This window comes from Pseudomonas sp. IT-P44, from assembly GCF_949768225.1.
Lineage (GTDB): Bacteria > Pseudomonadota > Gammaproteobacteria > Pseudomonadales > Pseudomonadaceae > Aquipseudomonas > Aquipseudomonas migulae.
This window is the reverse complement of record NZ_CATKQM010000027.1, coordinates 1-13,332: the sequence shown is the minus strand read 5'-3', so window position 1 is coordinate 13,332 and position 13,332 is coordinate 1. Positions and strand designations below refer to the sequence as shown.

Annotated in this window: 12 protein-coding genes; 6 read left to right on the top strand and 6 right to left on the bottom strand. The window is 59.7% G+C overall.

Going from position 1 to position 13,332, the window contains the following annotated elements; translation table 11 throughout:
• Nucleotides 1-68 precede the first annotated feature (68 nt).
• Nucleotides 69-1,241, top strand: a complete 1,173-nt coding sequence (locus tag ACM6IO_RS15965) for a hypothetical protein (RefSeq protein WP_223436723.1) — start codon at nt 69-71, stop codon at nt 1,239-1,241.
• Between the two features lie 181 nt (nt 1,242-1,422).
• On the top strand, nt 1,423-1,935 hold the full coding sequence (locus ACM6IO_RS15960) for an SET domain-containing protein-lysine N-methyltransferase (RefSeq protein WP_032832343.1): 513 nt from the start codon (nt 1,423-1,425) through the stop codon (nt 1,933-1,935).
• A 12-nt stretch (nt 1,936-1,947) separates the two neighbouring features.
• Here the strand turns inward: ACM6IO_RS15960 and can are convergent, their stop codons facing one another.
• On the bottom strand, nt 1,948-2,592 hold the full coding sequence (gene can, locus ACM6IO_RS15955; RefSeq protein ID WP_008025819.1) for a carbonate dehydratase: 645 nt from the start codon (nt 2,590-2,592) through the stop codon (nt 1,948-1,950).
• Nucleotides 2,593-2,760: 168 nt separating this feature from the next.
• On the opposite strand from can, the gene ACM6IO_RS15950 reads away from it, so the two are divergent.
• On the top strand, nt 2,761-3,165 hold the full coding sequence (locus ACM6IO_RS15950) for a serine kinase/phosphatase (RefSeq protein WP_192228933.1): 405 nt from the start codon (nt 2,761-2,763) through the stop codon (nt 3,163-3,165).
• Between the two features lie 122 nt (nt 3,166-3,287).
• On the opposite strand, the gene rimI is transcribed toward ACM6IO_RS15950, so the two are convergent.
• Together rimI and ACM6IO_RS15940 are read right to left on the bottom strand one after the other, a co-directional pair.
• Nucleotides 3,288-3,740, bottom strand: a complete 453-nt coding sequence (gene rimI, locus ACM6IO_RS15945) for a ribosomal protein S18-alanine N-acetyltransferase (protein ID WP_008025817.1) — start codon at nt 3,738-3,740, stop codon at nt 3,288-3,290.
• On the bottom strand, nt 3,733-4,473 hold the full coding sequence (locus ACM6IO_RS15940; RefSeq protein ID WP_414911838.1) for an energy transducer TonB: 741 nt from the start codon (nt 4,471-4,473) through the stop codon (nt 3,733-3,735). Before ACM6IO_RS15940 ends, rimI begins: the two co-directional genes overlap by 8 nt.
• Before the next feature lie 219 nt (nt 4,474-4,692).
• Between ACM6IO_RS15940 and mksB the strand changes: the two genes are divergently transcribed.
• The 3 genes from mksB to mksF are packed head-to-tail and all read left to right on the top strand — an operon-like array spanning nt 4,693 to nt 9,498.
• Entirely contained in the window at nt 4,693-5,970 is a 1,278-nt protein-coding gene (gene mksB / locus ACM6IO_RS15935) for an Mks condensin complex protein MksB (RefSeq protein WP_192419130.1), read from the top strand.
• Entirely contained in the window at nt 5,960-6,661 is a 702-nt protein-coding gene (gene mksE / locus ACM6IO_RS15930; RefSeq protein WP_008025812.1) for an Mks condensin complex protein MksE, read from the top strand. The genes mksB and mksE overlap by 11 nt, the downstream gene beginning before the upstream one ends.
• A complete protein-coding gene (gene mksF / locus ACM6IO_RS15925) occupies nt 6,658-9,498 on the top strand; it encodes an Mks condensin complex protein MksF (RefSeq protein WP_008037179.1) in 2,841 nt (946 codons plus the stop codon). Before mksE ends, mksF begins: the two co-directional genes overlap by 4 nt.
• Before the next feature lie 176 nt (nt 9,499-9,674).
• Here the strand turns inward: mksF and ACM6IO_RS15920 are convergent, their stop codons facing one another.
• From ACM6IO_RS15920 to ACM6IO_RS15910, 3 genes are read right to left on the bottom strand one after another with little or no spacing between them, the layout of a single operon-like run.
• Nucleotides 9,675-11,978 carry an intermembrane transport protein PqiB gene (locus tag ACM6IO_RS15920; RefSeq protein ID WP_414911822.1) on the bottom strand — a complete coding sequence of 768 codons (2,304 nt, stop codon included), beginning with the start codon at nt 11,976-11,978 and terminating at the stop codon, nt 9,675-9,677.
• Nucleotides 11,971-12,594 carry a paraquat-inducible protein A gene (locus ACM6IO_RS15915; RefSeq protein ID WP_192228931.1) on the bottom strand — a complete coding sequence of 208 codons (624 nt, stop codon included), beginning with the start codon at nt 12,592-12,594 and terminating at the stop codon, nt 11,971-11,973. The genes ACM6IO_RS15920 and ACM6IO_RS15915 overlap by 8 nt, the downstream gene beginning before the upstream one ends.
• Nucleotides 12,581-13,240: a paraquat-inducible protein A gene (locus tag ACM6IO_RS15910; protein WP_223480879.1), complete on the bottom strand. Its 660-nt coding sequence runs from the start codon at nt 13,238-13,240 to the stop codon at nt 12,581-12,583. The genes ACM6IO_RS15915 and ACM6IO_RS15910 overlap by 14 nt, the downstream gene beginning before the upstream one ends.
• Between the last annotated feature and the right edge of the window lie 92 nt (nt 13,241-13,332).

The window sequence follows — 13,332 nt, the reverse complement described above, 5'->3', positions numbered from 1 at the left end:
TCGGCCTCTTCTGTTTCAGTATGTCTTCGCCCGTTCTCGAGGGCCCACACGCTGAAAAGGATCTGAGCATGTTCAAACTCGCAGCACTCACCCTTGCCGCCCTGACCCTGAGCACCGCCGCCCAGGCGGATGCCGATCTGAAGCTGGGCAGCACCGAGCGCGTCACCCGGCTGTTCGCTTACCCCAACAATTGCAACGTGATCTGCTTTCGCAACTGGACGCTGGAGCAAACCGTCGAGCATTACCTGACGCAGAGCGTGCAGCGTGATGGTTACAGCGATGCGAAGGTGCAGGTCAAAACCGATAACAATCAGCTCTATGCCGCAATCACCGGTGTGCCCAGGGGCTATGAAAAGCCGTTGGCAGCGCTGCTCGACGCCGGCGATCTGGCTTATACCGGCGCCAGCAAGCTGAATGCCGACGGCAAGTGGGCTTATAGCTGGTACTTGTTCCTGCCGCTGGGCATGGCCCTGGAGAACCGCAGAAGTGTCGAGCTGCTGCACTTCCCGCCGGATTACTCGCTGACTCAGGCCCAGGACTATCTGGAGTCCAAGACCACCGATCGCTGGGCCACGCTGCTGACGATCAACGGCATCCCTGCCGATCAGACACCGGCTTTCCAGACCATCATCGACATCGCCCCGATCGCCGCGCCGTCCAACGCCGGCAAGGATCTGGAAGGCGTCTACGACTACTTCAAGGACTACCAGACCACCATGGTCAAGGAAGTCAGCCAGAACGCCAGCGGTGCCGCGTTGCCGATGGTCGCCTTCGGTGCGCCGGTGCGTAACTGGATCAAGCAGCAATACGGGCCGACCGTAAACGTGCTGGGCCTGGCAACCATCAGTCCGAAAGAAGGGGTGAAAGTACCGGTGCTGGGCTCCAACCACCCGAGCTACATCTGGTACGCCGCCGACCCGGACAGCTACACCGGTAAAGATGCCCAGGCCCAGGCCGACGCAGCGGGCCTGAAAGTCATGGGCCAGGACTTGAGTGCCGCATGCTGGCAGGCCGCCATGGGCCGCGACCTCGACAGCAATCCAGACATTGAGCTGAGAAGTTGCACCCAGACCTGGCAAGTGGCCCAGGCAGTTAAAACCTGCGAACTGTTCTACACCTCGATCCGTAACCTGACGCCTGGGCAAGCCACGGCCAAATGCGCGACGACGCCGATCAAGGCTCAACTCAAACAGCTCAAGGTCCCCACGCCTGCGACCGCAGTGCCCGCTACGCATCTGTAAAAAACTGAACGGCGTTCCTGCGTGAGCCTTGGCTGACGTGGGAACGCGCGCTTTTCCTCTGTCAGTTATGACAGTAGACCGGTGGTTTTTTTTGCGAGAGTCTTGAGGCGTACCCATGTGCTGCAGGGCTGACAGGATGTCAGCTGACGGAGGTCGCAGCGCCCCGCCGACAAGGATTGTGATGAAACCCCATGCTGAGCAAGGAATCACCTCACCGCCATTCAATGGCATCTATCCGTTTATGGAATTGCCCCCTCGACTGGGATTCCCTACCACGGAAGACTTTCAAATCATCAACAATGCTCAGGGAGAGCCGATCGCTGTCGCCGCTTTGCGCGAATTCCCTCGGCTCAGCCGAATCTGCCGTATTTCCGGGCATTTGCTGCCCTATCGCTGCCGACGCACTCGGCAAATGGCGCCGGGCATTCATGTCTATGATCCGCGCTTCTGCGGATTGCTTAACCACGCCTGCGACCCCAACGCCTTTCTCGACATGAGTGAACTGTGGTTATGGGCGCTGAAGGACATCAGAAAAGGTGATCGGCTGACGATGGATTTCGCCACGACGGAAGACAGGCTGCAGCGGCAGTTTGCCTGCCGCTGTGGTTGTACTTGCTGCCGTGGCTGGATCACCGGCTACGACGAATCGCCGAATGCCGATGGCCAGTTGTTCTTCCAGAACTGGCGCCGATGACGCCGGGGGCTTTTACAGCGGCTCGAATGGACGCAGGCGGTACTGCGGCGGCAACTGCTCGAAACCACTGATGGTGGCATTCAGGCTCTTCCACCGACCGTCCTTGATGCCATAGATGCAGCCGTGAATCGACAGTTTCTGCCCGCGGTGCCAGGCGTTTTGCACAATGCTGGTGTGCCCGACGTTGGCCACTTGCTGGATCACGTTGAGCTCGCAGAGGCGGTCGACCCGCTCTTCTTCGGTCGGCAGTTTGGAGAGTTCTTCGCGCTTTTCGTAGTAAAGGTCACGAATCGACCGCAGCCAGCCATCGATCAAGCCGAACTGGCGATCCTGCATCGAAGCACGCACACCGCCGCAGCCATAGTGGCCGGTAACGAGGATGTGTTTGACCTTGAGCACGTCCACCGCGTACTGAATCACCGACAGGCAGTTGAGGTCTGTGTGCAGCACCACGTTGGCCACGTTGCGGTGGACGAACAGGTCACCGGGCAGCATGCCGACAATCTCGTTCGCCGGTACGCGGGCGTCGGAACAGCCGATCCAGAGGAATTCCGGCGTTTGCTGACGCGCCAGTTTGGCGAAGAAATCAGGATCTTCTTTGGTGATCGCGTCAGCCCAGCGCTCGTTGTTATCAATCAGATCTTGTAAGTCGTTCATGCAATGAAGCCTCGAGAATGATGCGCTGCTTTGACAGACAACCGCCCGTCGGGGTCACGCGCAAGATGCAGATTGCCGATGAGGCATATTACCGGTGTTCCCTGCCGGCGGAATTCCGGGCAGCCCAGTGGGTCTACCGTAGTAAGGCTCACAGTATGAGGAATTACCATGAATGATTCACGACGTCCGTACGATGCGGCGCAACCCGAGCCCATCGACGACAACGAAGACCGCATGGGTTCGCTGCAGGAGCTGGATTTCGAGGAGGAAGAACCCAGCGCGAAAATCGGCGACGAACTGACGCAAACGGAACGCGAGCGACTGATACCGCGCGCGCGCGTGCGTGAAGCCGGCATGACCGGCGCCTCGACCGCTGATCATGAATCCACCGATGATGACTTGAGCCCGGAAACGTTGATCCGTGAAGACGGTGCGCGGGATGCGCATGAGGCCGGTGACGATTACCGGGCCGATTGGGATTTGAGCATCGTCGATGAAGATGACATCGGCGGGGGTAATGGGTTGGATGAGGAAGAACTGGCGCGGCTGGATCCGCTGGATGGGAATCGGTGATCTTCAGCGTCAGTAAGGACGCCTTCGCGGGCAAGCCTCGCTCCTACAGGGTTTCGGCATTCATGCATTTGTGAACGCCGAAACCCTGTAGGAGCGAGGCTTGCCCGCGAAGCTTTTAAGGCTCAATCCACCAGGGTGCACGCCATGACCACCGCATCTTCGCGCCCACCCACCGCCGGATAATAATCCCGACGCCGGCCAATCTCGTTGAACCCGTACCGCTCATACAACCGGAACGCCGAGCGATTGCTGTCGCGCACTTCCAGAAAACATTCCCGCGCCTCAGCCTTGTAGGCAATCGACATCAGGTGTTCCAGCAGCGTCAAACCCAGGCCACGGCCCTGGTTTTCCGGTTTGACGGTGATGTTCAGCAGGTGCGCTTCATCCAGAATGATCTGCACCACGCCGTGCCCGACCTGCTGCGAACCTTCGAACATCAGCCAGATCTGGTACTTGCCCAGCCCATCGAGAAAAATCCCGCGGGTCCAGGGATGGCTGTACGCCGCGAATTCAATTTTCAGGACAGCGTCCAGGTCCGCCTCGGTCATCGGGCGAAACGATACAGCGTCACTCATTCGATTCTTTCCAGCGCGCCATCAGCCGACGCATGGCTTGCCAGACATCAGCCTTACGCTGTGGCTCTTCCATTAATAATTCCAGGCCCGGCAGGGCCCAGACCGCGCCCAGGCCTTCGACCTGAAGTTCACGATTGAAGGATTCGGCGTTGGCCTCGCCGGCAAAACGCACCGCCGGCAGGCCGATCAGCCACACGCAGACGCACGGTGCGTCTTCCAGCCGGGCCGAGAGAAAACCTTGTACGAAATCACGAGCCGCTTCCGGGCCTTGATCCATGGTGCCGCGAACCAACAATGGCCAGCGCACCGGTTCGCCGACAATTTGCGGGCTGTCCGGCAGACCGGCGGCGCGCAACATGTCCTTGAGCAGCAGATAGGCGGGATCGCGGGTCTGGAAGGTTTCGCCTGTGGGTAACTCCACCAACAGCAGGCAACGACCGGCGCGCAGCAATTGCAGGGCAAATCGCGGTGGCGGCACGACCGGCGCCTTTACCGCGACCGGTGCCTCTTCTTCTTCGACCTTGGCGTTGGTGCGCGTGCTTGCCAACGATGGCCGCGGCACCTCGATTTTTACCCGTTCGGCCGGTTTGACCACAGGTTCCGCAGGTGCATCGGCCACGGGCAACGGCGCCACCGGGGCGACGACCAACGGCTCGGGCATTTCCAGCAGCTCGGGCCGCGAGGGCGCGGCGAAGGGCAATTCGGTGCGCGGCAGCCAGTTGACCACCTGCATGGCGGTCAAATAAGCGCGGCGACGGGACTCGATTAGCAAAGGTCGGCCACTTGTGGATAACTAAAGTGCGCTGATTCTACCGCCCTTCGCTCAAGATCGCCCGCGCTTGATCGATACTCTTTCCCTTAGAAACAGCTACAGCCCGTCCCGAGAGTGAATCGCATCGGTCCCGATGCAGTACAATCGCGGCTTTTAATCGCCAACCAGCCGGCCATTCCGATGATCGAACCCAAGCGCGTCTTGCGCGCCCTCGCTGAACACTGGGCACTTCTGGAGCCACTGTGCGAGCACTTCGACCAAGGCACACTGAGCCTCAACGAACTGCGCACGCAACTGGCCGCCCAGCAACTCGACAGTACGCCGCAGGACATCACCAGCCTGCTGGACGTGTGGATCCGCCTCGACATTCTGGTTCCCGTGGCGAAAAGCCCGAACCGTTTCGAGCTCAACGCACAGATCCACGACTTCCTCGCTTACCTGCGCCGTGAGCACCGTCTGGGCCTGTGCCTGGAAATCGAAGCCTATTTGCGCCACCTCGAACGCCTGGCCGGTTACATACAGGACGCCTTCGACATCCGCGACGGCCACGACCTGGCGCGCCAATTGCGCCTGCTCGACATGCGTGTGCGCGATGTACTGAAGAAGCTCGCCAACGACGAACAGGCCCTGGTGGCCGTCGCCGAACGCGCCAAGACCAGCGATCGGCAGATCCCGCTGCGTCAGCGTTACGCCGAAGTACTGGCGACCTGGGACGAATACGTCGAGCCGATGATTCAGTTGGTGAACGCCGACGGCGCCTTCGAACAAGGCGTGCGCAAGGTCGAAAACGTCCTGTTGAAGATGCTCACCGAGCAGCAACGCCTCGGCCACCTGGTCGATGACGACATGCTGTTGCGCACCCACGCGCGCATCCTTGAAATGCAGACCAGCGCTCAATTGACGCTGCGTCATGCCCGCGAACTGCTGCTGCCGCTGCGTGAAGAAGCCCGTCGGCACAACGCCGTAACCCGTGGCGCAGCGCTGGCCTTGTCGGCCATCCGTCGCAAAGGCATCGATGCGGTGCCACAAGCGGCGATGCCGATGTTCACCCGGCCGCAAAGCACCTTCCTCGGCAGCGCCAGTCAGGTCGAAGCCTACGTCTACGCGCTGGCCCGTTTCGAGCCGAAACCGGCGCGGTTCCCCAAGGCCCACAAGACCCAGAAAGGCGAAGCGCCACGCGCACCACGTACCGTTCGCGAAATGCTTGAACGTTGTGAAGACGCGCTGCCGATGCCAGACCTGATGACCTGGCTGCTGGAACAGGAACCGAACGGCGCCACTGACGAATTGCTGTACTGGTTCTCGCGCCTGTCGCGGGAAAAACGCTTCAAACGCGAGCGTCTGGAACGCCGCGATTACCACACTCACGAGCACCAGGTCAGCCTGCGCTCCTTCGCCCTGCTCTCGGCCGGCCCAGATGCCATCGAGAATTCTGCGAGCACTCCACATGCATCTTGATCTATCCGAACTGTCCCAGCTGGCGCCGATCTTTCGCGAGCTGTTCAAGGGCTACCACGTCAGCCGCCGCGATCCGGAGCTGTACGCGCAACTGTCGAACTTCCAGGACCAGTACCGCACGCTGTTCAAGGCGCTGGGCTTTGAACTGGTCTGCGACACCCGCGGTTTCTACTACTTTGTGCCGGACCTCGCCGCTGCTGCCGTGAACAAGACCGCGCAGCGTCTGGCGCTGTTCACCTTCATCCTCGTCGAGCATCTGGCCGATCAGGGCCGTGACCCGATTGCCGTGCTCGACGGCGGCAGCCTCGGTCGCGATGAACTGCCGTCGCTGCTGGAAAAATACCGCGACCTGTTCATCCAGGCCGAAGTGCAGACCGTCGAAGAACTCGAAGAAAAAATCATGCGCCGCATGACGCAGCTCGGGTTCGCCGGCGAAGAAAACGGCGTCTACCGTTTCCTGCCGCCGATGCACCGTTTCCTCGACGTCTGCCTGTCGGTTCAACAGGACCGCGACCTGGCCGCCAGCCTGCACAGCGTGCTGCCGCTGCCGGTTCCGGTACTGATCGACGACGACAGCGACGAAAAACTGCTGCAAACCGATGACCCGCTGGACCTCAGTGACTTCGCTGAAGAAAGCGAAGAAGACGCTCTGGCCCGCGCCATTGCCGAAGAACAGGAGACCGACGCATGAGCAAGGAACGCTACGGCATTCGCCGCTTTGCCCTTTTGAACACCGCCGGTTACAGCCTCGGCCTGTTTCCGCTGGAAGAACCGTTGTCGGTCTACGGCGCGAACAACCTCGGTAAATCCGCGTCGATCAACGCGTTGCAGTTCCCGATTCTGGCGCGCATGTCGGACATGAGTTTCGGCAAGTACAGCCTGGAACAATCCCGGCGTTTCTACTTCGCCTCGGACACCAGTTACATCCTGGTGGAAGTCTCGCTGCCCCACGGTCCGCACGTGATCGGCGTGGTCGGTCGCGGCCCGGGCGGTGGTTTCGGTCACCAGTTCTTTGCCTACGCCGGCAAACTTGACCTGGCCCACTACCAGAAAAACGACACCTGCCTGCGTCAGAAAGAACTGTTCACCAACCTTGAGCGCGAAGGCCTGAAAGCCTACGAACTCAAGCCGGATGAACTGCGTCGTTTGCTGGTCGGTGGTCACACCTCGATCCCGCTGGACCTGACCCTGATTCCGCTGCGCTCCACCAGCGAGCAGAGCCTGAAGACCTTCCGCGCGCTGTTCATCAACCTGCTGCACATGCGCGAAATCACCGCGGCCAAGCTCAAGCAGCTGTTCCTCGATGCTTTCGAGCACAGCCTGCGTTCCGGCAGCGTCGATTACATCGCTGCGTGCGAAGAAGCCTTCCGCGATGTACGACGCATGGAGCAGGACTACAACTCGCTGGTCACAGCGGGTCCGCTGGTTGAAGCGCTGGCCGCAGGCGTTGCCCAGCGCAATATTCTGCGCGGCAAGCTGCACCGGATCTCGCCGCTGCTCGACTCGTTGCTCGGCACCTGGTCGGACTATGCCAGTGCGCGCAAGGAAGAACTGACGATTCAGGCCGAGCACTACCGCAACGAACAGGACGCGCTGCAAAACGATCAGCGCGGCGGCACGCAGGAGCTGATGCGTCTGGAGCGGGAAATCACCGGTATCCAGCGCTGGCTCGGCGAGTTGTCGGTGCTCAAGCATCGCTTCGCGTTGGTGACTGACGTCAAGGTCCTGGAGCAGCAATTGCTCGCGGCCAAGGACGCGCACGATGAATTGGCCGGTGCGCTGGCGCAGTCGCGGCAGTTCTCTGCCGAAGACCTGGAAGAGCGTCTGCGCGATCTGGAAAAACGCCTGAAGTCGGTGAAACAGCAACTCGATCACGCCGACAACAACAGCTACGCTCGTTTGCGCGAAGAGTTTTCGCAACAGGATGTCGAGCGTCTGATGCGCCTGTTCAACAGCGCGCTGTTCAGCCTGCCGTTGGGCGAGCATGGCATCACGCTGGACGAGGACGGTCAGTGGGTCAAATCCATGGAGCTGATCCTCGACGGCTTCAAAGGCGAGCGCTTCGAAGTGCCGGGCCTGTCCATCGATATCTCGCACATTGAGCCTCCGGCGTTACAGGCCCTGGCGGACCGCGCCGCGTTACGCGATCAGAAAGACCGCCTGGAAAAAGAACTCAAGCAACTGAAAACCCAGGCTGCCGTGGTCGCCGACCGCGCAGCGAGCAAGACCCAGACCGAAGCGCTGTACCAGCAAGTGCTGGACGCGCAGAAAGCCCTGGAAGATTTCCGCCGCGCGCAAACCCTGAGCGCCGAGGAAGACGACAAGCTTGAGCAACTGGCGCAGATGGAAGCGGCGCAGGAAGAACTGAAGCGCTCCAGCGACGCGTTCACCGAACGCGTCCAGCAACTGTCGGCCAAGCTGCAACTGGTCGGCCGGCAGATCGGCGACATGGAAGCCAAGCAACGCACCCTCGACGACGCCCTGCGCCGCCGTCAGTTGTTGCCGGCAGACCTGCCGTTCGGCACGCCGTTCATGGACCCGATCGACGATTCCATGGACAACCTGTTGCCGCTGCTCAACGACTATCAGGATAGCTGGCAGGGCTTGCTGCGCAGCGATGGCCAGATCGACGCGTTGTACGCTCAGGTACGCCTCAAAGGCGTGGCCAAGTTCGACAGCGAAGACGATATGGAGCGTCGCCTGCAACTGCTGATCAACGCGTATGCGCACCGCACCGACGAAGCCCTGACCCTCGGCAAGGCACGCCGCGCCGCGGTTACCGACATCGCCCGGACCCTGCGCAATATCCGCAGCGACTACGACAGCCTCGAGCATCAACTGGCGCTGTTCAACCGCGAGATCAACAAGCGTCAGGTCTCCAACTTGCAGAGCTTCCGCATCGTGCTTGCGCCGAACAAGGAAGCGCTCAAGCACATCGACCAGATCATCCACAGCGCCGGTCAGTACGAAGAAGGCGAAACCCTCTCCGTGTTCGACCTGAGCCAAAGCGCCGATCAAGACAACAAGAACGAAGAAGCCAAGGAATACCTGGCGCGCCTGGTAGCGGCGAACCACAACCAGCTTGGTCTCAAGGACTTGTTCGAACTGGCGTTCGAGATCACCAAGGTCAACGGTCAACCGGTGATCCACACCGACATCGACGGCGCTGCGTCCAACGGCACGACGATGACCATCAAGGCGCTGACCAACATGTACTTGTTACTGCACTTGATGGACCGCGACCAGGCCGGTCGCGTGCGCCTGCCGTACTACCTCGACGAAGCGGCGGACATCGACGAGAAAAACCAGGCAGCGTTGCTGGAAACCAGTCTGCAACTGGGCTTCGTGCCGATTCTGGCGAGTGTGAAGCCGCAGGTCTGCGCCAGTGTGGCGATTGACCTGGAAGGCGGTAGTGGGCCGAACGGGATCTACATCGATGAGGCGGACTGGAAGTACATCCGTCGTCACGATGAGGTGAAGGCTGTGGTTAATGTTGAAGCGGATGAACCGGAGCTGGATGCGGTCTGATTTGCATTAATCGAAGGCAATAAAAAAGGCCGCGATCCAATCGCGGCCTTTTTTGTCTGGTGGTTATGTGTTGGTTATCCGGACCTCTTCGCGGGCAAGCCTCGCTCCTACAGGTTCGGTGCTGATCTGTAGGAGCGAGGCTTGCCCGCGAATGCGTTGTCCCAGACACCAACAGATTATTTACCGAGCGAAATCTTCGGCGCCCACGTCAGCCATTCATCTTCAAACTTGTCGAACAACGGGAAGGTTTGCTCCGCTCGCGCCGGGTTACCCATGCGATCCCCATCCGGCGTGGCGAATGCGATGCCGCCCTGAATCAGCGTCTCCAGCGATTCGGTACGAACCGTCGCGCCTTTGAACAAACCGTAATCGAAACCGAAACCGCTGGTGTTCCAGAATCGTGTGCCGCTGCGCACCAATGGCGCGTACTTCGGTTCGATCAGGATGTGTATCAACACACGGTCAGCCGTCTGGCCCAGTTCATAGCCCGTCACCTTGCCCACGGTGACTTCGCGATACGTCACTGGCACGCCGGTTTTCAACGAACCGCGGCGAGCGGCGCTGAGAACCAGACTTAACCCGGCTTCCTGTTTGGCGGTTTCAGGAGGATTGGCCAGCGCTACGAAGTTATTCTGCGACCCGAGGTTTTTCGCGGCCGGCTGCACTTCGATGTATTGACCGGTCACCAGGGTTTCCAGGTTCGACGTTTTGAGCAGACCCAGCTCGGGCTTGACCACCCAGAACTGACTGCCGGCCCGAGCGATACGCTCCGGCACTTCGGTGATCCGCGCGGTGAGCATCACCGATTGCAGGTCATCCGTGAGGTCGACGTCTTCAATCTTGCCGACGTCCAGACCTTTGAATCTCACCGGTGTGCCGCTGCGCAAGCCATCGGCGCGATCGACCTTGATCGTGATCACGGCGCCTTTCTGGTTGGCTTCGTCATGGCTGGCGAACAGACGGAAACGCGGGATTTTCTTTTGCAGCGGGGCTTTGGCCAGCGGGGTTTCGAAGGCGATACCGCCGGCCATCAGGCTTTGCAACGATTCACTTTTGACCTGGATTCCGCCAGTCAATCCGCCCGTGAGCGTAATGCCACTGGCATTCCAGAATCGGGTCGAGGCGTTAACCAGCCCTTCGTATTCCTTCTCGATGTGTACGCCAATCACCAGTTGTTTTTTGGTGCGCGAGAACTGATAGCTCTGTACCGAACCGACCTTGACCTGCTTGTAGAGAATCGGACTGCCGACTTCCAGCGAACCAAGATTTTCGGTGAACAACACCAGGTGCAGGCCAGGCGAACGCAAATCCAGCGGCGGCGCCTTGGCCCGTGCCACGAACTCACGTTGTGGTGCTGCGCCTTTATCGCCGGGACGCACAGCGATGTAGTTACCTTTGACCAGCGCTTCAAGCCCGGTGATACCGGCCAGGGAGATCGACGGTTTGACCACCCAGAATTGAGTGCCTTCGACCAGGTAATCTTCGGCCAGTGGATCAAGGGTCAGTTCAGCGGTAGCACCGGACAGATCAGGATCGATCTTCAGCGCTTTCAGATTGCCGACCTGAATGCCTTTGTACATTACCGGCGTACGACCGGCCTGCAGGCCTTCGAAATCGCTGAGTTTGACCTTGACCCGTATACCGGCCGCCGCCGCATCGAAGTCTTCATAGAGACGGAACGGCAGGCTCGGATCGGTGGGCGGGCTGTCCCTGCGGTTTTCCGGCGTGGCGAATGCGATACCGCCGGCGACGATGCTGGCCAGGGACTCACTGCGCACTTTCACACCGGACAGGTTAGCGTCGATGCTGATGCCGCTGGCATTCCAGAAACGTGTGTGTTTGCGTACAAGCTTGGCGTAGGTGGGCTCGATGAACACTTTAAGCTCAACCGTGCTTTGGTCTTCGGACAGCAAGTAACTTTTGATCTGCCCTACTTTGATCTGCTTGTAGAACACCGGGCTGCCACGGTTCAGCGAACCGAGGCGGTCAGCCTTGATGGTCAGGTGCAACCCGGGCTGGGCATCCGACAGCGGCGGTTCTTCAGCCAGGGCCTTGAACCGGCGTGTGGGCTCGCCTTCCCCCGGACTGATCGCGACGTAGTTACCGGAGACCAGGGTTTCCAGGCCCGTGATACCCGCCAGGGTCACGCTCGGCTTGACGAGCCAGAAGCGTGTGCTGGTCCGCAGGTATTGCTCCACGTCCTTGTTCATTTCAACGGTGGCGATCACCCCTTTGGAGGCGCCTTCATCATCGAGCGTGAGGGTTTTCACCTTGCCGACCGACATGCCTTTGTAGACCACTTCGGTCTTGTTGGCCTGAATGCCTTCACCGCTTTCAAAACGTACCTGAATCTCGATGCCGGTCTCGTTGTAGGCACGCCAGCCGAGCCAGCCGCCGATGATCAAGGCGATCAGGGGCAACACCCAAATGGCTGACCAGTTCGAGGCCGGTCGGGTTTTCGCTGTGGGCAAATCAGTCATGGTCGTCGTCCGACTCCGTGTTATCCCAAATCAGTCGGGGATCGAAAGTTACTGCGGCAAGCATCGTCAGAATCACCACACTGGCGAAAGCGATGGCGCCAAGATTGGCTTCGACACTGGCAAGCCGTCCAAAATTCACAACCGCCACCAGGATGGCAATCACAAAGATATCGAGCATTGACCAGCGACCGATGAACTCGATAAAGCGGTACATCCAGATCCGTTGACGAGCCGAAAGCGGCTGGTGGCGCTGCACCGAAAACAGCAGCAAGGCGATGCCCACCAATTTGAACGTGGGCACCACGATACTGGCGATAAAAACCACGGCGGCGATGGGAAGCATGCCGTGTTGAACCAGTTGGATCACACCGGACATGATGGTGCTGGGATCGCCCTGACCGAGGGAACTGACCGTCATGATAGGCAGTACGTTGGCCGGAATGTAGAGAATCGCTGCCGTGATCAGCAACGCCCAGGTACGAGCGAGGCTGTTGGGGCGGCGGGCGTGAACCAGCGCACCGCAGCGGGTGCAGACCTGCTCGTCGGTGTCAGCTTCCTGCTTGTTCAATTCATGGCATTCGGCGCAAATCAGAATGCCTGCATCAATCGCCCGCATGGGCATCCTCTCCTGATAAAGCCTGCCAGATCTGATGGGGCGACATCACAACCTCCAGCCAGACCTGGACCAACAACAAACTGATAAAGCACGCCAGGCCGAGACCGATGGTGATTGCTGCCATATCTGCCAGTTTGACGATCGCCACCAGCACGCCCATGAGGTAGACCTCGAGCATCCCCCAATCGCGTAGATGGTGATAAATCCGATAGAGCAACAAACCGTAACTACGGCCGATATCAAAACGAATGCTCAGCAGCACGGCCAGTTGGCAAAGCAGTTTGAGCAACGGGATCCCCATGCTGCACAGGAACACAATCACTGACACGCCTTGCATTCCGGTATCGAACAGGCCGACAACGCCACTCCAGACAGTATCTTGCGACGACTGCCCGAGTAGATTGAGCTGCATGATGGGTAAAAAGTTCGCCGGGATGTACAACAACAGCGCGGAGATGACCAAGGCGAGACTGCGTTGCACAACATTGTGCCGGTGGGCATAGAGTTCGTAACCGCATCGCGGGCACAGGGCTTTCTCGCCATGGGCGAGCTTGGGCTTGCGCATCAGCAAGTCGCACTCATGGCACGCCACCAAGTCGTCCAGCGGTAATTCTGACAGCCCGGGGGCGTCAACCGGTTCTGGCATAAAGGCACTGACTCCGAAAAAGTTGGACCTATTCTAGTGTCCTGAGTCGAAAATAACTGTGCAAATTTGTGCTCGTCCCGGGCGTGCTTTTT